Annotated in this window: 20 protein-coding genes and 1 CRISPR repeat array (1 of these 21 running past the window's edge); of the genes, 16 read left to right on the top strand and 4 right to left on the bottom strand. The window is 44.7% G+C overall.

Annotation, left to right across the window (positions count from 1 at the left end; translation table 11 throughout):
• Positions 1-75: 75 nt before the first annotated feature.
• The gene (locus MKA69_RS03945; RefSeq protein WP_305847534.1) at positions 76-1,089 is read left to right on the top strand and encodes an acyltransferase; all 1,014 of its coding nucleotides are present in this window, start codon (positions 76-78) and stop codon (positions 1,087-1,089) included.
• Here the strand turns inward: MKA69_RS03945 and MKA69_RS03940 are convergent.
• Positions 1,086-1,415 (bottom strand): DUF2500 domain-containing protein, encoded by a 330-nt coding sequence (locus tag MKA69_RS03940; protein WP_055052245.1) that lies wholly within the window; start codon positions 1,413-1,415, stop codon positions 1,086-1,088. The two genes, MKA69_RS03945 and MKA69_RS03940, sit on opposite strands and share 4 nt — an antisense overlap.
• A 210-nt stretch (positions 1,416-1,625) precedes the next feature.
• On the opposite strand from MKA69_RS03940, the gene MKA69_RS03935 reads away from it, so the two are divergent.
• Both MKA69_RS03935 and MKA69_RS03930 read left to right on the top strand, forming a co-directional pair.
• Positions 1,626-1,994 (top strand): hypothetical protein, encoded by a 369-nt coding sequence (locus tag MKA69_RS03935; RefSeq protein ID WP_055052246.1) that lies wholly within the window; start codon positions 1,626-1,628, stop codon positions 1,992-1,994.
• 877 nt (positions 1,995-2,871) lie between these two features.
• The gene (locus MKA69_RS03930) at positions 2,872-3,501 is read left to right on the top strand and encodes a lysoplasmalogenase (RefSeq protein ID WP_305847533.1); all 630 of its coding nucleotides are present in this window, start codon (positions 2,872-2,874) and stop codon (positions 3,499-3,501) included.
• A 36-nt stretch (positions 3,502-3,537) separates the two neighbouring features.
• On the opposite strand, the gene MKA69_RS03925 is transcribed toward MKA69_RS03930, so the two are convergent.
• Together MKA69_RS03925 and rsmD are read right to left on the bottom strand one after the other, a co-directional pair.
• The gene (locus MKA69_RS03925; protein WP_000645844.1) at positions 3,538-3,804 is read right to left on the bottom strand and encodes a DUF1145 domain-containing protein; all 267 of its coding nucleotides are present in this window, start codon (positions 3,802-3,804) and stop codon (positions 3,538-3,540) included.
• The gene (gene rsmD, locus MKA69_RS03920) at positions 3,801-4,400 is read right to left on the bottom strand and encodes a 16S rRNA (guanine(966)-N(2))-methyltransferase RsmD (protein ID WP_001189761.1); all 600 of its coding nucleotides are present in this window, start codon (positions 4,398-4,400) and stop codon (positions 3,801-3,803) included. Before rsmD ends, MKA69_RS03925 begins: the two co-directional genes overlap by 4 nt.
• Positions 4,401-4,601: 201 nt before the next feature.
• Between rsmD and ftsY the strand changes: the two genes are divergently transcribed.
• From ftsY to rpoH, 4 genes are all read left to right on the top strand, one after another.
• Complete coding sequence (ftsY, locus tag MKA69_RS03915) at positions 4,602-5,774, top strand: signal recognition particle-docking protein FtsY (RefSeq protein WP_305847532.1); 1,173 nt, start codon at positions 4,602-4,604, stop codon at positions 5,772-5,774.
• A gap of 48 nt (positions 5,775-5,822) precedes the next feature.
• Positions 5,823-6,497, top strand: coding sequence for a cell division ATP-binding protein FtsE (gene ftsE / locus MKA69_RS03910; protein ID WP_000617862.1), 675 nt, complete (start codon positions 5,823-5,825; stop codon positions 6,495-6,497).
• Complete coding sequence (gene ftsX / locus MKA69_RS03905; RefSeq protein ID WP_154173115.1) at positions 6,487-7,470, top strand: permease-like cell division protein FtsX; 984 nt, start codon at positions 6,487-6,489, stop codon at positions 7,468-7,470. Before ftsE ends, ftsX begins: the two co-directional genes overlap by 11 nt.
• Before the next feature lie 169 nt (positions 7,471-7,639).
• Complete coding sequence (rpoH, locus tag MKA69_RS03900) at positions 7,640-8,500, top strand: RNA polymerase sigma factor RpoH (protein ID WP_000184362.1); 861 nt, start codon at positions 7,640-7,642, stop codon at positions 8,498-8,500.
• 124 nt (positions 8,501-8,624) lie between these two features.
• Here rpoH and sthA read toward each other — a convergent pair whose 3' ends face one another.
• Entirely contained in the window at positions 8,625-10,025 is a 1,401-nt protein-coding gene (gene sthA / locus MKA69_RS03895) for a Si-specific NAD(P)(+) transhydrogenase (protein ID WP_000529910.1), read from the bottom strand.
• A 309-nt stretch (positions 10,026-10,334) separates the two neighbouring features.
• Between sthA and fabR the strand changes: the two genes are divergently transcribed.
• From fabR to cas6f, 9 genes are all read left to right on the top strand, one after another.
• Positions 10,335-10,976 carry an HTH-type transcriptional repressor FabR gene (fabR, locus tag MKA69_RS03890; protein ID WP_000838358.1) on the top strand — a complete coding sequence of 214 codons (642 nt, stop codon included), beginning with the start codon at positions 10,335-10,337 and terminating at the stop codon, positions 10,974-10,976.
• A 25-nt stretch (positions 10,977-11,001) separates the two neighbouring features.
• A complete protein-coding gene (locus MKA69_RS03885; RefSeq protein WP_001131966.1) occupies positions 11,002-11,373 on the top strand; it encodes a YijD family membrane protein in 372 nt (123 codons plus the stop codon).
• A 266-nt stretch (positions 11,374-11,639) separates the two neighbouring features.
• On the top strand, positions 11,640-12,899 hold the full coding sequence (locus MKA69_RS03880) for a site-specific integrase (RefSeq protein WP_305847531.1): 1,260 nt from the start codon (positions 11,640-11,642) through the stop codon (positions 12,897-12,899).
• Positions 12,900-13,050: 151 nt separating this feature from the next.
• Positions 13,051-13,884 carry a WYL domain-containing protein gene (locus MKA69_RS03875; protein ID WP_305847530.1) on the top strand — a complete coding sequence of 278 codons (834 nt, stop codon included), beginning with the start codon at positions 13,051-13,053 and terminating at the stop codon, positions 13,882-13,884.
• 69 nt (positions 13,885-13,953) lie between these two features.
• Positions 13,954-14,943, top strand: a complete 990-nt coding sequence (cas1f, locus tag MKA69_RS03870) for a type I-F CRISPR-associated endonuclease Cas1f (protein WP_305847529.1) — start codon at positions 13,954-13,956, stop codon at positions 14,941-14,943.
• Complete coding sequence (locus MKA69_RS03865; RefSeq protein WP_305847528.1) at positions 14,940-17,876, top strand: CRISPR-associated endonuclease Cas3''; 2,937 nt, start codon at positions 14,940-14,942, stop codon at positions 17,874-17,876. The genes cas1f and MKA69_RS03865 overlap by 4 nt, the downstream gene beginning before the upstream one ends.
• A 3-nt stretch (positions 17,877-17,879) precedes the next feature.
• The gene (gene cas7fv, locus MKA69_RS03860) at positions 17,880-18,827 is read left to right on the top strand and encodes a type I-Fv CRISPR-associated protein Cas7fv (protein WP_305847527.1); all 948 of its coding nucleotides are present in this window, start codon (positions 17,880-17,882) and stop codon (positions 18,825-18,827) included.
• Positions 18,828-18,835: 8 nt separating this feature from the next.
• The gene (gene cas5fv, locus MKA69_RS03855) at positions 18,836-19,846 is read left to right on the top strand and encodes a type I-Fv CRISPR-associated protein Cas5fv (RefSeq protein WP_305847526.1); all 1,011 of its coding nucleotides are present in this window, start codon (positions 18,836-18,838) and stop codon (positions 19,844-19,846) included.
• 8 nt (positions 19,847-19,854) lie between these two features.
• A complete protein-coding gene (gene cas6f / locus MKA69_RS03850) occupies positions 19,855-20,406 on the top strand; it encodes a type I-F CRISPR-associated endoribonuclease Cas6/Csy4 (protein ID WP_305847525.1) in 552 nt (183 codons plus the stop codon).
• Positions 20,407-20,536: 130 nt separating this feature from the next.
• Positions 20,537-22,876: a CRISPR direct-repeat array (repeat unit 28 nt; unit sequence GTTCACTGCCGCACAGGCAGCTTAGAAA) (it continues 2,608 nt past the right edge of the window).

The following is a 22,876-nucleotide window of genomic DNA, read 5'->3' as shown; positions in this document are numbered from 1 at the left end:
GACAAGAGATTGACTCACCATTCACTCACTGCACTCAAGAGTCTTTATAGTGCAATGAAAAAGTAGGAACTGAATGTGCCGCAACGAGTCTTTTTCTTCGATTTATTAAGAGCGATCGCTGCTGTTGCTGTGATTGCTATCCATGTATTGGCCCCTTATCGAGATAGATTAGGCGAGATCCCTTTCGTGGAGTGGCTCATCGCGGTGACGGTTAATGGAGCAAGTCGTTGGGCGGTACCGGTATTTATTATGATTTCTGGAGCGCTCATGTTGAGCGATCGTCGGCCGTTTGAGCTGCGTTATTACCTAGAGCGTCGACTGGGCAAAGTGCTTATCCCTTTTCTGGTTTGGTCGCTGTTCTACGCTTTTTTATCTGGTTGGAGTCCGACGGGGTTTGATGGTGCCATGATATGGCAAACCTTACTCTCCAGTCCCCAGCATGAAACCTACTACCACCTAGGCTTTTTTTATTACTTTATTCCACTTTATTTCGTGATCCCATTTCTGCAGTGGGGCGCGCAACGCTGGGATAGTGCGGCACTTTACGCTTTCGTGGCGGTGTGGTTGCTAACCACTATGCTTTATTTGTTAAGGTTAGATGGACCTTGGAGTCATGATTTATGGTTATTCTCAGGCTATTTACCGCTTGGGTATCTGCTTTATCAAAAATGCTCATTAAAGCGCGGAAGTGTGTTGGTTATCACCTTAATGGGGCTAGTCTCACTTTATATCACGGTACAGGCTGTGGTGACGCTGAGTTTGGTCGAGCATGCATACCGCGTTGGGCGTTGGTTTTCATATAAGACGATCAATGTGGTATTGATGGCGAGCATGGTGTTTATTTTGGCGCGTGCCTTTGCTTCTAAGTTGCCGCTGAGTTGGCAGCAAGGCGTCAGCTTTGTCAGTCGATACAGCTTAGGCATTTATCTATTGCATCCCATTTTTCTATGGCCCATGAAAGCCTATGGCTGGTGGCAAGGCCATCCCGCATGGGTGATCCCACTTTGGGTATTGCTAAGTGGAGTGGGATCGTTATGGGTCAGTTGGTTGGTTTCACGCAGCCCGAAAACACGCTGGTTGCTGCCTTAGCGTTTTAGAGCAAAATGCAAAAATTGCGTGCCACGATAAGTAAGAGTGCCTTTATCGCCCGGATTTAAGGCATGAAAATAATGCACACCGACCTGAAACTCTCGTTTAGGCCCAATGTGGCCTTTTTGTACATAGATCCAAAACTCTTGATCGTCTTGACCGGGAAGCGGATTAGGAATGTCGATAACCTGTTTATCAAGAATCGTCACCTCGGCCGTTTTTTCCGGTGCATTTTCTCCATGAATGTGGCGACGGTAAAAGTGGCTGAAAAGCCAAAGTGCAGCAATAATCAATAAAGCTAAACAGATCAACAGAGTGTAGGGCATGTCCGCCTCCTATAGAAACTGGCTGTCATTTTAGCGAATGGCGTATTTTTCCAAGCAGTTTGTGACTAGAAAGAGAACTCCGGCAGCCGTCAGATGGAAATTTTCGGCGGATCTCACATTTTATCGGTCATCCAATGGCTAACAATTGGATAATGCAAGGCTGGCTGTTAGAAAGGAAGCAATTAACGAATAAAGTGCAGGAGGGCGCAAATGTCAGAAATTGAACAAGTTGTTCTACGTACACGCAAGCTCGAAACTTTATTGCGTGAACAATATCATGCCGACGGAAAGGGACTGCATCAACTCGTGACGAGCTGCGAAGAGCGTTTACCACATGATGTGATTAAAAAGCTTCGTTATGTGGCGACAATCCGCAATAAGATTGTGCATGAAGACGATTACCGCTTAGAAGATCGCAAAGCCTTCCTAGCGGTATGCCAAGAGTGTGAAGATGAGTTAACACCAAGAAGTGGAAAATTTGTTTGGCGATTGGCTTTTATGCTGATGACCTTGATGACTCTAGGCGCCATGCTGTTCTATTACTGGCATTGGGAAGAGTTGTCGCAGCATTTTCAATAAATAGAAAGACCGATAATAAAAAAGGACGCATTGCGTCCTTTTTTATTTATAAACAGCGACTTAGTACATCATGGGCAGTGTCATTAGGCCAATGATTACTGCGATCATAACGAGTCCTTGTTTCTGAGATGAAGAAATCATAACACTGCTCCTGTATTGGTTTCTGATTCTATGAAAAAAGAATAGAACATTTATCAGGCCTGATCAATAGATCTCAGGCTAAACTTTAAAAAAACACAGTTCTTTTGGCTTAATGTTGGTTTTTATCGAAAGAAAAGGCATGATTTTGAGGTGTTTTAATCATAATCAGTGTGAGTGTTTATTGTTCTTTTGTTTGTTTATATTATTGTTTTTAATGTATTTTAATGTTTTAACCTGTTGGTTTATCTTTGTTCATATTGCTCTTATGGGGCGTTGTGTCTACTTGGTGCTTAGGTTTTTGTAAATTACCACTTTGTGAGAAAATAGCATTGTCTGTTGATAGTTGTTCTCATCTTAAATCTGGTCTGATGAGGTTGTTTTTAACTTTACTTATTAAATATAACTATTGGTTTTAATTTTCATTAGATATTGCTTTTTGTTGTTGTTTTTTGTTTTATCTTTATGTTTTTACTTGTTTATTTTATTCTTTAATTTTATTTATATTGGTTATTTTTTTGTTTTTTTTGTTCTTTTTGTTTTGCTTATTTGGCTTTTGAATTTATTTTGTTTTTTGTTATGTGTTTGTTCTGGTTTTCTTCATTTTGTGTTCTGTGGAGATATTGGGGTTTTCGATAATGGTGAAGAGAATGATTCGCTAGCAAGATCCAATTTTTTACTTCGGCAACTGGACATCAAAAGTAAGATCCCTACACTGGCGGCAGTTTGAGTTAAGGGGATGTGCATGTTGAGCTGGATTTCTGTCGTGTTGTCGGGGTTTATCAGCATTTCTGCTTATGGACATCAGAAAGTGAAACAAGCGGTGTTCTTCCGAGTTCTCAGCCTGCTTCTATTGGTGCTGATCATTTGGACGCAGAACGTGAATGCTACGTCAGAGCTTATTTGGATCTCTTTGGGACTGATGGTTTCCATGTTAGCGCATGGAGCGCGTTTGAATGTTCGCTACCATCGAGCCAGTTTTGTCCTGTTTTTAGCTGCTCAACTGTTTTTTAGTAAAGCGTTTTGGGTTCAATTATCAGGAGCCATGGTGTGGTGGTTGCCTGCCTTGTTAGTTGCAGCGAGCATTGTGGCGTTTTTCTTGTTGTTGCCTCAAATCGATACCTTAATTTTTCCTGTCACTATCATGGGATTAATGTTGGTTCAAATGACGTGGGCGGCCGGTGAGCTGTGGCTACAAGAAGCAAGCTTGGCATCTGGTGCAGGTTTTTTAGGGTGCCTGTTGTATATCCTTTCGGCCACCTTACTGGCGATTCATGATTATCGCCGGCCACTACCTTTGGGGCATGCGCTTATCTCTAGCACTTATCTCGCGGCGCAAGCTCTTATCTCTGCTTCAATCATTCTCTAGCGCTGAAATTAAAAAAACCGCCTTGCGGCGGTTTCTTTACATCATATATTTACGGCGAATGTCCAACAGGGCAAAAATGCCGAAGATCAGTATCGACCATTTCTCCCAGCGTTTCAGCGGCACTTTATCGCCAAAGGCGCCAACGAAAATCAGCATTTGTAAGCCATGCATGAAGAGCAAGAATGCGGTCATGATGTAGAGTGCAATCGCCGCATTGCCCGGAAATGGGGTAATGATGTTGACTAGCAGAACCAGCCACACAAAACCGATAGCGGTTTTGGCTAACCAGAGTAGTGCTTTCATTGTTCTTCCCTTATAAACAGCCGATAACAGACTTGTCCGGCACTCTTTTCACGGTGCAGATGCCAGTGAGGCGGTAATTCCGTCAGTGGCAGCTCTTTTTCGCACTCAATATAAATCATTGCTTGTGGCGTGAGCCAACCGTTTTGCTCAAGTAACTGAGTGGTTTCCTGTAACAAACCTTGTCGGAATGGGGGATCGATAAACACCACGTCATAAGGTTTGCCTGATTGTCGCAGAAAGGCGAGTGCATCCATGTGAATAAGCTCAATATTTTCCGCTTTCAAGCTCTGTACATTGGTTTTCAACTGGTTAAATGCGAGAGGATTCAATTCCAGCATTGTCACTTGACTGGCTTGGCGTGATGCGCACTCAAAGCCTAAACCACCCGAACCGGCAAAAAGATCAAGACAGCGAGCCTTTGGCACTTCCTGAGCGAGCCAGTTGAAGAGCGTTTCTTTCACTCTATCGGTGGTTGGGCGTAGCCCTTCCGCATCATGTACGGGCAGTTTTCGGCCACGCCACAGGCCGCTGATGATCCGAACTTGCCCTGTAGGGGCCTTTTTTTGTGATGGGTTTGGCTGGCGACGTCTTTGCATAGATTTTTTGACCGCTAATTAAGTGTTACTATAACTCGCTTGTCTGCCATTGGCGGGACAACCCGAGTTAACATAAAAAATTGGGCAAAGTGTACCAAGCGAAGCAAAAAGTTTTCACTGCTTTGTCATTTTTCTTTTCTGGCCCGCGATAATGGCCAAGAAAAGTCTGTATTCAAATAAAGCGATTCAGGATAGCTCCAGATGACGGAAAAAAAGAAGCGTGGCTTGTTGTCATGGCTTGGATTTGGTGATGAAGAAAAAAGCCAAACCACTGCAACGGATACTCAAACGCAGGATGAACCTCAAAGCCAACCCGATGTTGAACCTATCGAGATTCAGGCTGAAACTGCGTTAACAGAAACAGAAACAGAAACAGAAACAGAAACAGAAACAGAAACAGAAGAAATTACGGCGGTTGAGCCTGCACGCATTGTGGAACAAGAGAAACCGACCGAAAGTTTCTTCGCTCGCTTAAAGCGCAGTTTGAGTCGTACCAAAGCCAATATTGGTGCAGGTTTCTTTGGCCTGTTTAAAGGCAAAAAGATTGATGATGATCTGTTCGAAGAGCTCGAAGAGCAGCTGCTGATTGCGGATGTGGGGATGGATACCACCACCAAAATCATCACCAACTTGACCGCGAAAGCCTCTCGTCAACAACTGCGTGATGGTGAAGCACTGTATGGCCTGCTGAAAGAAGAGATGGCTGAGATTCTCTCTCAGGTCGAGCAACCATTGGTGATCGATACTGAGAAAAAACCTTACGTGATCTTGATGGTGGGCGTGAATGGTGTGGGTAAAACCACCACGATTGGCAAACTTGCCAAACAGTTCCAAGCACAAGGCAAGAAAGTGATGCTGGCTGCGGGCGATACCTTCCGGGCTGCAGCGGTTGAGCAGTTACAAGTGTGGGGAGAGCGTAACCAAGTTCCGGTGATTGCTCAGCATACTGGCGCAGACAGCGCTTCGGTTATTTATGATGCGATTGAAGCGGCGAAAGCGCGCGGCATTGATGTGGTGATTGCAGATACCGCAGGCCGTTTGCAAAACAAAAGTAACCTGATGGAAGAACTGCGCAAGATTGTGCGCGTGATGAAGAAGATTGACGACAGCGCACCACACGAAATCATGTTGACGCTGGATGCGGGTACCGGACAAAACGCGATCAGTCAGGCCAAGTTGTTTAGTGATGTAGCGCCTATCACGGGCATTACCTTAACCAAGCTTGATGGTACCGCTAAAGGTGGCGTGATTTTCGCGATTGCCGATCAATTCCAGATCCCAATCCGTTATATCGGTGTCGGCGAGAAAATTGACGACTTACGTCCATTTGCAACACAAGAGTTTATCGACGCGCTGTTTAGCCGCGAAGAATAACCAAATCTGAGTTGGCATAGTGTGCCAGCCTTGTCAGGGGGAGACGGCGTGATCAGATTTCAGCAAGTCAGTAAAGCGTATCGAGGTGGGCGACAAGCGCTGCAGAAAGTGGATTTCCACTTGCGGCGTGGTGAAATGGCCTTCCTCGGCGGTCATTCTGGGGCGGGGAAAAGTACCCTGCTCAAGCTGATTTGTGCCATTGAGCGGCCAACCGACGGCAAAATTAGCTTCAATGGGCATGACATTACCCGAATCCCAAACAAGGATATTCCGTTTTTGCGCCGCAATATTGGGATTGTGTTCCAAGACCATCGCTTGCTGATGGATCGCAGCATCTATGACAATGTTGCACTGCCTATGCGCATTGAATCCATTTCGGAAAATGATATTAAGCGCCGTGTTTCGGCGGCGCTCGATAAAACCGGCTTACTCGATAAAGCCCGCTGTTTGCCAAGTCAGCTCTCTGGCGGTGAGCAACAGCGAGTTGGGATTGCTCGTGCGGTGGTTAACCGTCCAACACTACTACTGGCGGATGAGCCAACCGGTAACCTTGACCCTGAGCTTTCTAACCGAGTGCTGCGTTTGTTTGAAGAGTTTAACCGCGCTGGGGTCACAATACTACTGGCGACGCACGATATTCATCTGGTGAATTCGCGTCCGCAATATCGTCATCTGGAACTCAATCAGGGCTTTTTAAGTGAGGTCGCGGATTATGGCCGTTAAGCAGGGCAATAAGAAAATCAGCAAAGCCACCAAAAGCAAACCGCGCGATGTCAAACGAGCCAAAACCGATAGTTTTCTCGCGATTCATTTCAAGCAAGCCAAAGCTTCCTTTGCTGCTTTGTGGCGACGTCCACTGGGCAACATTTTGACCTTAGCGGTGATCTCCATGGCGTTGGCACTGCCCGCAAGCTTGTATTTGCTAAGTAAGAATATTGCTTCGGTTGCCGAGCGAGTCGCAGGGCCCTCTCAGCTGAGTGTTTACTTACAAACGGATATTGCAGAGCCCCGCGTGATTGTGCTGAAAGATGATCTTGAGCGGCGTGATGAAATTGCCAAGGTGAAATACATCTCGCCCCAGCAAGGTCTGGATGACTTAAGTCAGTACGCGGGTTTTGAGCAAGCGATCAGTCTGCTCGATAACGCGACCTTGCCAGCGGTGTTAGTGGTGACGCCTAAAGTGGATAGCCGAGAGCAGATCAAAGCTCTGGCAGAAACGCTGCAAGCAGAACAAGGTGTGACGGATGTGCGCATGGATGAGGATTGGTTTGCCCGCTTAGATGCGATTCGCCACTTGGCGACCATCGTGGTGATAAGTTTATCCAGCTTAATGCTGATGTCGGTATTTTTGATTGTGGGCAATACGCTACGTTTTAACGTACAAGCCAACAAAGAAGAGATCCAAACCATGAAACTCATCGGCGCGACCGATGCGTATATTCTGCGTCCTTACCTTTATTCGGGGATGTGGTTTGGTTTGCTCGGTGCCGTGGCGGCATGGCTATTGACAGCATTAATGACGGTTTTACTCAATGGCGCGGTGGAAGCACTCGCTCAGTTGTATGACAGCCGTTTCCGTTTGATCGGCCTTGGCTGGGATGAATCACTACTGCTGTTGATGCTCGGCGTATTTCTAGGGTGTGTGGCGGCAAACGTGTCGGCGAAACGACATCTGAAAGAAATTGAACCTGTTTAAGTGATGATGGTCATAAATGGGCGGCTGATTCAAAGTTGAGGCAGTGCTTAACTTGAGTTGCCCTTTTGTTTATGCATAATGACCAGTCAAACTTGAAACCTGTTCATTTTAGGTTCAAGCTTGTTGCGGTAAAACAGCGTATCCAGATCAGAGAATGATGAGGAATTGAATGACTAACCAAGCGTATCCAATGGCTCTTGTTTCCCAAGACAGCTTAGATAGCTACATCCGCTCAGTAAACGGTTACCCGATGCTGACTGCTGATGAAGAGCGTGAGCTGGCAGAGCGATTACATTACAAAGAGGATATCGAGGCTGCGAAAGGTCTGATTTTGTCGCACCTTCGATTTGTTGTTCACGTTGCTCGTGGTTATTCCGGTTATGGCCTGCCAATGGCGGATTTGGTGCAAGAAGGCAATATTGGTCTGATGAAAGCGGTTAAACGCTTTAACCCTGAGATGGGAGTAAGACTGGTATCGTTTGCGGTGCATTGGATTAAAGCCGAAATCCATGAATACGTTTTGCGTAACTGGCGTATTGTGAAAATCGCGACGACCAAAGCACAGCGCAAACTGTTCTTTAATCTGCGTAAATCGAAAAAACGCCTTGGCTGGTTTAATAACGGCGAAGTTGAAACGGTGGCGCGCGAATTGGGTGTTGAACCTTCTGAAGTGCGTGAAATGGAATCTCGTCTGGCGGCGCAGGATGCTGCATTTGAGATGTCCGCCGAGGATGATGAAAACGGCATGGCCTACACTGCGCCAGTGCTGTATCTCGAAGATAAGCATTCTGATTTAGCCGATAACCTAGAAGCCGAAAACTGGGAAGCACATACCACGCAGCGCCTCAGTATGGCTCTGGCGAGTCTTGATGAGCGTAGCCAGCACATTGTGCGTGCTCGTTGGCTGGATGATGACAACAAAACCACACTGCAAGATTTAGCAGAAATGTATGGTGTTTCTGCTGAGCGTATTCGTCAGCTTGAGAAAAACGCGATGCGTAAGCTGAAAGAAGCGGTGGGTGAGTTCTGATTTCACATTGTGTAACGGCTTGATAAGAAAAGGTCTGGTTAATACCAGACCTTTTTTGTCTTTATCCAGTCTCTTCCTACTCTAAGCGGTCACTCCAAGCAGGAAAGGGATAAACGCGAGTCTATTAAAACAGTCGGTTTAGGCCATTTAAGGCCGCGACGCGGAAGGCTTCGGCCATCGTCGGGTAGTTAAAGGTGGTGTTCACGAAATACTCAATAGTATTGGCTTCACCTTTTTGTTCCATGATCGCTTGGCCGATATGAATGATTTCTGCAGCTCGTTCACCAAAGCAGTGAATACCTAAAATCTCTTTGGTTTCGCGATGGAACAAGATTTTTAAGCTACCAATGTCTTTGCCAGCAATTTGTGCACGCGCCAAATGTTTGAAAGATGCACGCCCCACTTCATAAGGCACTTTAGCCGCCGTCAGTTCTTGCTCGGTACGGCCCACGGAGCTGATTTCCGGAATGGTGTAGATGCCGGTTGGGATATCTTCGGTCAGCAAATGGGCCGCTTGACCATGAATAATGGCTTGCGCGACAAAGCGTCCTTGATCGTAAGCGGCGCTAGCAAGGCTAGGGTAACCAATGACATCACCTACTGCATAAATGTGTTCAACTTGAGTCTGGTAGTTGGTGTTTACAACTAACTGACCGCGTGAATCGGCTTGTAAGCCAACCGATTCTAAATTGAGCTTATCGGTATTACCGGTGCGCCCGTTGGCGTATAACAAGCAATCGGCACGCATTTTTTTACCCGATTTGAGATGGATGATCACGCCATCACTGGTGCCTTCCACCTTCTCATAGGTTTCATCATTACGGATCACGACGCCGCTGTTCCAAAAGTGGTAAGACAGGGCATCGGAGACTTCGTTATCCAGAAATGACAACAAGCGATCACGGGTATTGATCAAATCCGTCTTCACATCTAAGCCACGAAAGATTGAGGCGTATTCGCAACCGATAACCCCAGCGCCGTAAATAATGATATGACGAGGGTCGTGCTCAAGACTTAAAATCGAATCGCTGTCATAAATGCGCGGATGACCAAAATCGACATCTTTCGGGTGATAGGGGCGTGATCCTGTGGCGATGACAAACTTATCTGCGCTGTAAGTGTCGATGCTGCCATCGGCTTTTTTTACCGCAACAGTATGAGCATCGATAAAGTGCGCGGCACCAAAAATCAGTGTGCATTGATTGCGGTCGTAAAAGCCTTGGCGCAGACGTGTTTGTTTATCGATCACGCTCTTGGCGTGGCCTAAGATGGTTGAAAACGTAGCGTGGACACTGGAATTATTTTTGCAAAAAAGTGGGTTGCTGTTGAATTCTATAATACGGCTCACCGCGTGACGTAGGGCTTTCGAGGGAATGGTTCCCCAATGGGTACAACCGCCGCCGACACTGCTCTCTTTTTCTATGATAGCGACATTTTTTCCCCCTTTGGTGAGCCCCATCGCAGCACCTTCACCGCCTGGGCCACTGCCGATCACAATGACGTCAAAGTGGCTTTTCTGTCCCATAGTTGATCCTTGTTATATTTGCTTAACATTGCTGTTGCGAGATTTTAACGCATTCTCGGTTCTGGCAACACGATGCAAGGCGCAGAGAGTGGGGAGGATCACGCCTTCGTTGTAAAAGCCTTGTTCCTCATTACTTTATTTCAATCGCTTTTCATTACATTGAGTTAGCGATAATTCGCAGATCCATCCCGTTGGAGTTTACGAAAATGGTGGCTGTCTCATAGCGGTGTACTTTGTTGCTTAGACAAGCCTGCCAATCAGGTTATAGTATGAACCAAATTATTCGACTTAGCTGAGAACTGACTGGGTATGAAATCGTTGGGAATCCGAGCACAACAAAAAGAAAAGACGCGACGCTCTCTAATTGATGCCGCTTTTAGCCAACTGAGCGCCGATCGGAGCTTCTCTAACTTGAGTTTACGTGAAGTGGCGCGCGAAGCAGGTATTGCGCCAACCTCATTTTATCGCCACTTTAAAGATATGGATGAACTCGGTTTAACCATGGTCGATGAAGGGGGCTTGCTGCTGCGGCAATTAATGCGTCAAGCTCGCCAGCGCATCGTCAAGGAAGGCAGCGTGATCCGCACCTCTATTGAAACGTTTATGGAATTCATTGAGAGTAGCCCCAACGTATTTCGCCTACTGTTGCGTGAACGTTCTGGTACTTCCTGTGAGTTTCGCGCGGCTGTCGTGCGTGAAATCCAACATTTTGCCGCTGAGCTCACCGAATATCTGGTTGCGACCGGTATGACGCGTGAAGAGGCGATGACTCAAGCAGAAGCTTCCGTCACCTTGGTCTTTAGTTCAGGCGCAGAAGCGCTCGATTTAGATCGCCGTGAACGCGATGAACTAGCCGAGCGCCTGATCATGCAGCTGCGTATGTTAGCGAAAGGGGCGCATTGGTATCGTAAAGAGCGTGAACGCAATCGCTTGAAGAGTACATTAGAATAGATCCATGTCGAAAAAGGAAAGGAAGATGCCGATGGAAAAAGAGATTCAATCAATGGGAGCGGAGCGTAAAACCTTAATTTTGGCATTGATCGCTGGCCTGTGTAGTGATGCTTTGCTTTCATGGCTCACCATGAGCTCGGTGCCGTTTTCTCTATTCGCTGTGATTGCTTTGGTGCTTTCAGTGCAGATGCTTTATCAAGAATATTTAACGCATCCAGTGGCAGAAGAAGTGCCATTAGTTGGTTTGGCTTGTTTTTTCGTCGGAGCCTTTGGTCATTCGGCTTTTATCAAAGCACAGTACCCGCAAGAGGGTTCTAACTTCTTATCGATTGTGATTGTGTTACTGCTGATCTTTTGGATTGGCCGCAAGCTCGGTTACATTGGTAGGCAGCCATAAACAAAAAACGAGCCTAATGGCTCGTTTTTTTATGCACTTACTTTTTACGCTCTAACATCACACCCGCTTCCATATGGTGGGTAAATGGAACTCTGAATCTTACAGCGTCCTATAAAATCCAAGTTAAAACTATAAATTATTGTTTTTGTTTGATTTTTAATTTCACTTTGTCCAATGGTGTCTTTCGCCGTACAATGAAAACTCGTCTTTTCCCGTACCCCGCGCCGTACCCAGAGCCGTACCCAGAAATGCAGAGGTTTTTGAACATGACCAAGCGAATTAGCACCAATGCCACGTTGCAATCATTGAAAGTACAAGACAAAGAATACTCAGTTCCAGATAAGAAAATTGAAGGATTGAATATTCGTGTTCGCCCGACTGGCACAATGACTTGGATCTTTCGCTTTCAGGTCGGCAAAAAACACGAAAGAATCACCATGGGGCGGTATGTTAAGTTGAAACCGGAAACGGGGATGACACTTGAACAGGCTCGAACAGAAGCGGGGCGTTACCGTAGCTGGCTGGAAAACAATAAAAATCCGAAGCAGGAGCTGGTACGTGAACAGCGTGAGCAAGATGAAGCAAAAACTTTTGATGATGCTTTTGCCAGTTTTGATGAGAAGCGTTTGTCCAAGCAACTACGAGGTGAACAGGCGAGGACAATCTACATCCGGGATATCAAACCATTTATTGGTCACATCAAACTAGAAGAGTTGAGAATTAATCATCTTAACAAAGTGTTTGATGCCAAGGTTGATGAGAATGGTAAGAGAAAGGCTGGTGCGATTGGTGCATGCCACAAAATCATCAATCAGGTGATCAACCATGCGCTGGCTTTGAATATGCTCGGCGCTCACCCTGCACCACATTTGAAATCCAAGGATGTCGGTGGTGGTTCTAAGGTCACAAAACGCAATTTGAGCTTTTCAGAGTTAAAGACTTTGCTAACCAGTTTGCCTTCCTGGCGTACAGAGCCCTCTAACGTCCGTTTAATGCAGTTTTTGCTTGGGTGTGGGCAACGTATTAGTGCTGTGCTTGAAATGCGCTGGAGTGAGGTAGATTTGCAAGAAAAGGTATGGTTGCTACCTGCCAGCTCAGAGGATCGTCACACCAAAAGCCAGGAGAGCCGAAAAGTGCCATTAAGCGATTATCTTCTGGCACTTCTTAAAGAGCAGCGTGAGAGTGTGCCAAGCAAATGGAAATTTGTTTGGCCTCAGCTTTTGGCCGATAAGGTTCAAGAACCCGCAGCAGTACGTGCGCTAATCAAACGTAACTTACCGGATGATTTTGAGCGTTTCTCACCACACGATCTGCGCCGCACCTTTATCAGTCGTTGCAGTGAAATGGGATTAGATATTGTGGCGATTGAAAAGACAGTCGGCCACCAGCTACCAGGTATGCTGAGGGTATATAACCACCACGATTACTTTGAAGAGCAGTCAGTGGTATTAGAAGCTTGGGGTGAGAAGTTGCAAGCGCTTGCACTACTTAACGTAGTGCCGTTGTCTCCTATGAAATCGGCATAGCTATACCTGAGTTCTTAACCACTTCGACGTGTAATGTCGAAACTATCACGAACACATCTTATTGATTATGCTACCTTATGCCCATTATTAGACGATGGGCATATACAGCTTGACCATACACACTCTTCAAGAACGGCATCGGTTTTTAGAAATGCTAGCCTTGTGGCAAGGCTATGTTCGGAACAAAGATCTGGTCGATCAGTTTTCGATTACCCGCCAACAAGCCTATCAGGATATCCGAGCCTACCAAGAGCAACATCCTGAACGGTTAAAGAAGATGGTGACTGGCCCTTATCAATTTAGCGCGCAATATCTCTTTGAAGCCCCCAAACACTCGCTTGAGCATTATTTGCAATGGTTCAGTACGGGTCAGTTTTATGCGCCTCAGTCATCATTCAATGCCGCGCTGGGTGAGCACTGCTGCGTTCCACAGCGCTATGTTGCACCACAGGTGATTGCAGTTCTAACGGCAGCGATTCGTCAGCAAAAACGCCTTGAGCTTGGCTATGTGTCACTGTCCAATCCCGAATGGGAAGGGCGAATTTTCCACCCCCATACCTTGGTTAAAACTGGTTTGCGTTGGCATGTTCGTGGCTACTGTGAAAAATCGCAGGACTATCGCGATTTGGTCTTAAGCCGTTGCCGCGGTGATGCAGAATTACTCGATACTTCAGATCACACCAAAGAGGACGATCTGGTTTGGAATACTCAGGTGGGTTTAATTTTCGCCCCTGATCCACGCTTAAATGACGAGCAAAAAGAAGTCATCGCCCACGATTACCAAATGGAAAACGGACAACTGCGTATAACCACACGTGCCGCATTGGTTGATTACCTACTCAAAGAGATGCAAGTCAAAACCCACTATCTCGAAGGCACGCCAGAAGCACAACAACTGATTTTGCTTAACCCATGTGACGTTAAACCTTGGCTATTTGAACGCGAGGGCAAGGGGCGCTTAGGTAAAGTTACTTTACCTGAATAAATGCGCAGGATTGAGCTTAGGAAACAGATGCATAAAGTAGATGCATGAACGCTAAGCATGGAGCAAAAAATGGACGATCTCTCACCCTCTGATCTTAAAGTCATCCTGCACTCAAAGCGCGCCAATATGTATTACTTGGAATATTGCCGCGTGATGCAAAAAGATGGCCGCGTGCTCTACTTGACCGAAGCCGACAAAGAAAACCTCTACTTCAATATTCCGATTGCCAACACCACCGTACTCATGCTCGGCAATGGCACCTCCATTACTCAAGCCGCCATGCGCATGCTCTCACAGGCTGGCGTATTGGTTGGATTTTGTGGCGGCGGCGGTACGCCACTGCACATGGCTTGCGAGGTCGAATGGTTCACGCCTCAGAGCGAATATCGCCCAACAGAATACTTACAAGGCTGGCTCTCATTCTGGTTTGATGATGAAAAGCGCTTGGCCGCCGCCAAACAATTTCAAAACGCACGGATTGATTACTTGCAGCGTGTTTGGCGATCCGACCGAGAATTAACGCTTGAGAAATTTAATCTACAAGATGAAGTAATAAAGCAATCCCTTGATACCTTTCACCAACGTACTGAAGCCGCGAGTAAACCAGCCGATCTGCTCCTCACGGAAGCGCTGCTCACCAAAGCCCTGTACAAGTACGCCGCCAATAACACAGGCAAAGAAGGCTTTACGCGTCAGCATCAGCCGGATAAAAAATGCACCGACAAAGCCAACGATTTTCTCAATCACGGCAACTATTTAGCCTACGGGCTTGCGGCAAGCTGCCTGTGGGTGCTTGGTATTCCGCACGGCTTTGCTGTCATGCATGGCAAAACCCGCCGAGGCGCTTTGGTATTTGATGTCGCGGACTTAATCAAAGATGCCATTGTGCTGCCGTGGGCTTTTGTTTGCGCCAAAGAGAACGCCAGCGAACAAGAGTTTCGCCAGCAAATTCTGCAAGCCTTCATCGAACACAAAGCGCTCGACTTCATGTTCGATACAGTGAAACACGTCGCACTGCAAGGTAAAGAGGAAGAAGAGCGCGAGGCACACCAATTATGATGGTCACCTTTGTGAGTCAATGCGAGAAAAACGCCCTCAAGAAAACCCGCCGTGTACTGGATGCCTTCGCCAACCGCATTGGTGATAACACCTGGCAAACCCTTATCACCGAAGAAGGGCTACTCACGGTGAAAAAAATGCTTCGCCAAACCGCCAGCCGTAGTACCGCAGTCAGTTGCCACTGGATCCGCTCTCGCTCAAGAAGTCAGTTGTTATGGGTAGTGGGCAATAAAAAGAAATTTAATAGTGAGGGCATTGTGCCGGTGAATTACACAGAAAAAGAGGTTTTTATGGATGTAGCAACAGACAAACCCAAGCAAAGTGTGTTGTATGCCAATACCCAATTACAGCCACTGAGTGAGCATTTATTTGCGGTGGGCTATGTTGCCGAGCAACTGCACCGTCAGTTATTTCCAGACAATACACAGCTTTCACTGACAAATTTTATTGCAGGTTGTTTGCATGATTTAGGGAAAATTGATCCTAAGTTTCAAGAGTGGGTAACCAATCCTAAAAAGAAAGAGTACATAGCAGACGATGGTCAGCATATTGATGATGCTAAATTTAGCTTCGACAAGCACCCAAGGCATAACGAAATCTCTCTGTTACTCTATCAATTGCTTGATAGCGCTGAACTTAAATTCCTAAACTCAAGTAATAAACGTTCAGTAAAGCATGCGGTGTATTGGCATCATGCGAAGCCATTTCGTAAAGAAAAAAATGGCTTTGACACCTATAAAGACATCAGCAAAAAGTTCTTGGCAAATCAGAAGAATATGGGTCTATGCGCTATTTTAGGTCAAGCTCAAACACTGCTTAAGCAGGTTATAGGTATTGATAAAAAATATCGTGATTTAACTGATAGTTTTCTTGAAAAAGTCTTCTTAGCTGAAGTTGAACAGGATGTAGAGGCGAATTTACCTGATGCACCAGCCCTGCCAAATTACAAAGAATATGAATTTGAAGAGTCGGTATCGGCTAATAGCGGCAATGTTAAAGTCAATGCACAAAACAACATTGTACGTGCTTGTTTGATCACCGCTGATCGTGCCATATCGGCATTAAGTGCAGAAGAGCTACACACTGCCATATTTGAGCGCCAGTTAGATCAAATAGTAACCAAGTTACTGGAAGTGGAAACCACACTTACCTCTGATATTGATACTTGCTTAAGTGCCTTTTTCCCAACGAGTGATCGCAGTAAAAAGCAACACGATATCGCCAAGCAGCTTACCTCAGCCGAAGATATTGCAGTGCTTGCGGGGGCCGCAGGCAGTGGTAAAACTAAAATTGCCTTAGAGTGGGCCAAATTGCAGGGCGCTAAACGCATTATTTGGGTTTGTCCACGCGTACAAGTTTGCCAAGGATTGTTTTATGAGTTGACCTCAGAGCAGTACCTACCTAACAGCCTCATTGAAATAAATACGGGTGAATTTAAATTTCATAATCAGTGGGATAACCCTATTGCGGATGACAAAAACTTTTCTGGCGATATTGTTATCACAACCATAGATCAAATACTTGGCTCAGTAATAAGTCACACTAAAGCGAATACGCTTATTGATTTTTTAAATGTGCATGTTGTATTTGATGAGTTCCATGAATACGTCAATATGCCAGCGTTTAATTTGCTATTTGCAGAATTAATTGCGGCAAAAAAAATGCAACAAGATCAAGCTAAGACCTTATTAGTGTCGGCAACGCCACATTATGTCTTTGTTGAAGATTTACTCGGTATTCATCCTGATGATATTAAAGTCATGCCCTCGTTCAACCCAAGCCAGTATCAGATTGATTTTAAAATCTTTGATGATACTAATTTAAGCGAGCTAAACCCGCTATTTGCTCAGCAAAGTGGGTGTACTTTTGTGATCAGTAATATGGCGCTCACTGCACAAAACAGTTTTATTGCAAATCAGCATAACGAGAATGCGGTATTGCTACATTCAAAATTTATCAAAAGTGATAAGCGTAAATGGTTTGCTGAAGTATACGAGGCATACAAGCGCGGGGGTACTCGTAAATATGAAGTGCTACGCAGTGGGCCTATAGTACAAGCATCGCTTAACATCAGCTGTGATTATATGGTGGCCGAAATCACCAGCGCTGAAGATTGCTTACAGCGTTTAGGCCGTTTAGATCGCTTTGGTGAAAATAGTCATGTCAATACTTATACGTTAGCCGTGCCAGAGACCATCGCTAATGGCAAAGGTAAGAGTCCGGCAGCGGGATTTCTATCAAAAATGTATACTTTGAGTTCTGTTCGGGCTTGGTATCAGTTTTTACAGAACGAATTGGCAGGCAAGACTTTTACGTTGCCAGAGATTTATCAGCTTTATTTTGCATTTCATCACACTGAACGTAATCGAGAGTTTATTGCGAGTGACTTAGTGTCCGCCCTAAAAAATAGTGTGCAGCAAATTCATTTAAAAGTAGTTGATCCTATAACCGTTCCACCCAAAAACAGCAAAGATAAAAAACGCACCAAAATCAGCAAAGTTTCACTGCGCGGTGATAATCGGTTTGTGCAATTGGCAGTGGTAGATTTAACTCAAGCTAAGCCGGAATATATCGAAGCTTACGCTTATTCAATTCCACTGGATGATATAAGTAATATCGACAATCTTACATACCCGACTGGTGCTATTTGTGGTTACGGCCAAAGTGATAAAGACCTTTTAGCACATATGTTTAAAAAGCATCACAATATTATTGGGGGCACGAGTAAAGCGTTTACCGATAAGATTTTACTCAATGAAGCGCGAGACCCTGAATCACCGATCTATTTAAGTTATACCTCCAACGATTTACTGCAAGTAGGCGGCGAAAGTGCTCGCCATCCTCATGCAATTTATTACGCCATTTGCGAGAAGCAAGCTATTGGCGCTATGTCCATTACACAAATTAATCAAACCACAGAAGATGAGGAATAAATTATGCAAAAAGTAACAGGAATTAAAAGTGTTGATTTTAAAATTAAAGCATTAGGTCATGGTGTAGTGAATTGGAATGGGCCTACAACCTTAACTGGAGATGATGGTAAAACAGTCGATAATCATACCTTGCCAAAATTGCGCGGCTATACCAACTTAACCGGTAAAGTGAAAGATGAAACTGGCTATAAATATAAAAAACAAGCAACTGACATTAATTTCAAAGAAACGCCACTGTATATAAGTCAAAATTGTATTCGACATCATTTGTTTCGTGAGCAAGCTTTTGATTTACATTTTGCTAGTGACAAAAACCTAAAAAACGTTCTGGCTTCAATTACGGGGTTGATCCGAGGTTATGTAGTTCCTGCAAGTCAATGTAAGCGCACCAGTCCACTATTGTTAGAAGATTTTGTTGATCAATTGGGGAATGGCAACTTTGAACAATATGGACAGGCAGGTGCTAGAGATAGCACATCATTTTTTTCAAAGACTACTTTTGGTGATACTGAATATATCTCTTATGGTTCCATCAGTATTGAACAGTTGCAGTTTATATCGTTGGATAAGAAGTTTGATCGTGCCGCAATGGTTATCAAAGAAGGCGAGGGTGAGGTTATTGCCGCTGAACTACAAAGCTATATTAAGTCACTTAATCCCTGTTTAAACCCACAGGCTATTTTTCACGGAAATTACGTCAGAATAGGCACGATATTTGAAGAGGGAGAGTGTGGAATTTTACTTAATGATGACGCAGTGAAAGCTTTAGTTGACGAAACATTAGATCGTTTGGCTAATTTGTCTATTCGTCAAGCGAAAGGTTATATGTATGTTGACGAAATTACAGTTGATTATAATGATAGTCATAAAATGATGCGCATTAAGCGTGATGAATCAGAAATTATCAATCAACAGTACACGTCATTTGCACAGTATTTTTATGCAAAATAGGAGGTTGCATGAAAATAACCGTTGAATATGACTCTTGTTGGCGTAATTCTTTTTTAGGTGGTTCAAATAATGAACCAGTACCTAAAAAGGGACGTGAATATTTAGGGTCAATGACGAGCTTAAAAAAAGAAGGGAACTTTAAGGTTTGTGAAACTACCTTAGATACAGTAATGGGTATTCTAAATCGTTTGATTGGTGATCAACGAAAGCTTTATCAGGCGCGCAGTAAAATGCACGAATCCACTTATTATTTCGAAGCACTTGAAGATAAAGTTAGCTTTATAGATAGGCCGCAGTTGACCAATGAAATATCATTTATTCGTAATATGAATGGTAGCACTGACCAGAATGCATTTACTGGAATGATCAAAGTGTCTGATCCTATCTTTACTTCGGAGTATTCACTGCAATTTTGGGGGGTGTTGGCTTTAGATTTTAAGCAGCTTTGTGATTTTATTATCATGCGATCAGAAGTTGTAGAGTTTATTGAGTTAAACCCGTTGAGTATTATCAATCGCTTAGAGAAGCTTAATCAGGAAAAAGCAGTAGAAAATAGTGAAGTTTTAATTCAAGTATTAAAAGTCTTAAATGAGAATTTTCCAGATATTGAATATTTAAATAACAAAGGCTTAATTACACCTATTAGCATTTATTGCTCAGCGCTTTATCTTCAGCTCGCCCGCTTAGAAGCCAGATTTAATATGAGTAAAGCTAAAACGAAGGCTGGTGGAATCAGTGGGATATCCAAACGAGGTTTCACTAAAAAAGACTTTATGGATAGATATACAACTGGACCCAAAAAAACAATTTGGGGTAACCCTTTTATCAAAAAAGAAAAGGTAAAAGGGCAAGGTGAAGTGACCTCTATGATGACCAAAGCTAGTGGGCAGTTGGAAATTACTATTGACGTGGATCGAGACAAAGCTCAAGAAATTAAAACGTTGATTGAAAATGCTGGGGTATCAAGCTTTTACCTTGGAAAAAAAGGGCTAGCTTACGTTTCAAGCATTCGACTTTAGGAGCAATGATGGACGCATACATTGATATACGGCTGATGCCTGATGCTGAAATGCGCGAGGCAGAATTAAGTAGTAAAGTCTTTATTAAATTTCACAAAGCACTGGTGAAGTTACAGAGCAATAAAATTGGTATTAGCTTTCCAGAAGCAAATATTAAACTAGGGCGATTATTTCGTTTACACAGTGAAATGAGCGCACTGCATGATTTGCAGGGGTTAAATTGGTTAGGCCCTTTGGCTGGATATTGCAAGATTTCTACGGTTAAGAATGTGCCAGACCAAGTGCAATATCGCATCATTTCAGTTAAACGCAGTAATTTAAGCAAAGCAAAATTAATGCGTTTAATTGCCAGAGGTAGCATAGATAAAGACGGTGAGAAACGTTACAAAGTAAAAATGCTTAGCCAAGGGTTTGATAATCCATACCTTGATCTGTGTAGCAGTTCAACAGGGCAGGTATACCGAAAATTCTTTGAGTTTAGTGATATTCAAGCTGACCCAGTTGATGGTGAGTTTGATAGTTATGGTCTTAGCAAAACAGCTACAGTACCTTGGTTTTAACCCTTTATTTTTGCTCTTTAAAAATGTGCTTTTAAAACAAATGGTTGCAACGGGTTGTTTTTAACAAGGTAAAAAGATGTTTTTTACCCTAACAGCTTGTTGCAGCTTATTTTTATCGGTTTATTCTATAGTTCACTGCCGCACAGGCAGCTTAGAAATTGCCCAAACAAGAAAGCATCTAGCCGTACCTGTTCACTGCCGCACAGGCAGCTTAGAAATTCAACGATAGACTTCATTGGTGTGTATGGTTGTTCACTGCCGCACAGGCAGCTTAGAAATTAAAGGGTGGCGGCTGGTCAGGCCGCCAAGTGTTCACTGCCGCACAGGCAGCTTAGAAAGTAACATGCGGTGCTGTTCCTAGCGCAGAACAGTTCACTGCCGCACAGGCAGCTTAGAAATGATCAATATCTAGGCTTTGATCCAGACGAACGTTCACTGCCGCACAGGCAGCTTAGAAAATTCGCTCTCTCGATGTGTACAACAACGTTGAGTTCACTGCCGCACAGGCAGCTTAGAAATAAATTAACCTTGACGGTTACTGATTTTCTGTGTTCACTGCCGCACAGGCAGCTTAGAAATGCAATCTTGCTAGCGTTTACCTGCTTACCAAGTTCACTGCCGCACAGGCAGCTTAGAAATTTTATTTATAAACATGCTAAAAATACGACCAGTTCACTGCCGCACAGGCAGCTTAGAAATCTAAACACTCAAAGTCGATCCACTTCATTCCGTTCACTGCCGCACAGGCAGCTTAGAAATTTGTGACCATCCAGTTAACCTCTGGTGTTTTGTTCACTGCCGCACAGGCAGCTTAGAAAATACAGCTCGACGTATGGCCATACCATGACTTGTTCACTGCCGCACAGGCAGCTTAGAAATAAATTAACTTTGATCTTGAGGGTTTATGTTTGTTCACTGCCGCACAGGCAGCTTAGAAAAACAAGGGAAACCACTGACAGAAGCGAAGGGGGTTCACTGCCGCACAGGCAGCTTAGAAATTTGGAAAATTGATAAACGTCTGACCATTTTAGTTCACTGCCGCACAGGCAGCTTAGAAAACAGTTAACACCACCATTCCGAGCATGACTTCGTTCACTGCCGCACAGGCAGCTTAGAAATTAATTAAGCTACTAAGCTAAATACATTGTCTGTTCACTGCCGCACAGGCAGCTTAGAAAAACCGAATCCTTGGCGCGCTGTAAGCGATCAGGTTCACTGCCGCACAGGCAGCTTAGAAAAAATATAAAAACCAGATTACGGCCATTGAGCAGTTCACTGCCGCACAGGCAGCTTAGAAAGTGCCATTAATTTCACGCTTCACCCAACGCATGTTCACTGCCGCACAGGCAGCTTAGAAAACAACAGGCCAATCAGACCCAACAGACTCAAAGTTCACTGCCGCACAGGCAGCTTAGAAAAGTGTTAACCAAAACCATTCAACTGACGGTTCGTTCACTGCCGCACAGGCAGCTTAGAAATCTCTCATCAAACGCAAGCTTGTACTCTTGCTGTTCACTGCCGCACAGGCAGCTTAGAAATGTTGAAATTGCAGCGGCAGCAAAAGCTCACCGTTCACTGCCGCACAGGCAGCTTAGAAAGGCCAACTCTTCACGCAGCGATTGCAGGGTGCGTTCACTGCCGCACAGGCAGCTTAGAAATGAGCGGATCGACTGTTTAGCCTAACGGGTGTGTTCACTGCCGCACAGGCAGCTTAGAAAGTTCTCTTTGCGCACAGGCACAGAGGCTTTGGGTTCACTGCCGCACAGGCAGCTTAGAAATGTTTGCCCTGCCGCCGCCAGTGCTTCCTGTGGTTCACTGCCGCACAGGCAGCTTAGAAAGTTGAACACCTTCGCCTTATCTTCTGGCGAGTGTTCACTGCCGCACAGGCAGCTTAGAAACAATCAAAAAAGTTCCATCAAAGAATGGGACAGTTCACTGCCGCACAGGCAGCTTAGAAATGTACCAGCTGGATCTGGCCATCTTTATATTCGTTCACTGCCGCACAGGCAGCTTAGAAATATTTATGCTGATTATCATAAGATGTACGGTTGTTCACTGCCGCACAGGCAGCTTAGAAACTTCGTTTCAACAAACGTCAGCTTAAACTCAGGTTCACTGCCGCACAGGCAGCTTAGAAAGATCCAAGACATTATTGACGACCTGGCTAAACGTTCACTGCCGCACAGGCAGCTTAGAAATATTCCTATATTTTTTGGCATTATTCCACCTCGTTCACTGCCGCACAGGCAGCTTAGAAAAATTCTAGGCTTAGTTTTCCAAGCTTTTGGGTGTTCACTGCCGCACAGGCAGCTTAGAAAACTCTTAGAAATCTACTCGATGAAAAAGGACTGTTCACTGCCGCACAGGCAGCTTAGAAAAGCCTTTCTCTAGCTCTGAAACCAAGCTTTCTGTTCACTGCCGCACAGGCAGCTTAGAAAGAGAGTGAACTTAACCCATGCATCGAACATGT

It is taken from the genome of Vibrio sp. AH4 (genome assembly GCF_030710545.1).
GTDB classification, from domain to species: Bacteria; Pseudomonadota; Gammaproteobacteria; order Enterobacterales; family Vibrionaceae; genus Vibrio; species Vibrio metoecus.
Note: the sequence above shows the minus strand (reverse complement) of the source record. Positions and strands in the feature narration are given on the sequence as shown.